This is a genomic window from Paraburkholderia tuberum STM678, from assembly GCF_902833905.1.
Classification (GTDB): domain Bacteria; phylum Pseudomonadota; class Gammaproteobacteria; order Burkholderiales; family Burkholderiaceae; genus Paraburkholderia; species Paraburkholderia tuberum.
In genome coordinates, this window is the sequence record NZ_CADFGP010000181.1 from 1 (window position 1) to 562 (window position 562).

A 562-nucleotide genomic window follows, 5' to 3' on the forward strand; every position below is an offset into this window, starting at 1 on the left:
ACCCGGCTACCAGAATTTGTGCCTCGCTACCATGTTGCGCTTCATCCGAGCGTTCGGCAGTAATTCGGCACTAGGCCTGAGAGCGTGCAAAATCTGGGGAGGCTCGAGACGTACCCTTTGTCGCCGCGTGAACATTGTCGTCGGACGGACGAGGTCCGCTGACGGTCCGTCTAGGCTAGAGTCACCTCGGCCGCCGATCTGACGGATTGGCCGGCGCCGATGACAAAGTGCTATGATGTATCGCAATTGCGATACCGGAGAGGCAAATGAAAACCGCCACCATCCCGCCGCTGCGCGTTGATCCCGAACTGCGTCAGGCCGCCGAAGATGTTCTTCACGAAAACGAATCGCTTTCTGCATTCATGGAAGCAGCGTTGCGCGAAGGCGTGGCACGTCGACGACTGCAGCGGGAGTTCGTAGCGCGTGGCCTTGCCTCGCGCGAGCAGGCGCGACGCGATAACGAGTACTACGACGCTGACCACGTACATGCCGAGCTTGCGCTTATGTTGAAGGCCAAGAGGAAGGCACAGTGAATTTTCGGGTCCGATACACGCGTGACGCT

1 protein-coding gene is annotated in these 562 nt (G+C 59.1%); it reads left to right on the top strand.

Going from position 1 to position 562, the window contains the following annotated elements:
* Positions 1-266: 266 nt before the first annotated feature.
* Positions 267-533, top strand: a complete 267-nt coding sequence (locus tag HWY30_RS40860) for a YlcI/YnfO family protein (protein WP_090812055.1) — start codon at positions 267-269, stop codon at positions 531-533.
* The last annotated feature ends 29 nt before the right edge of the window (positions 534-562 follow it).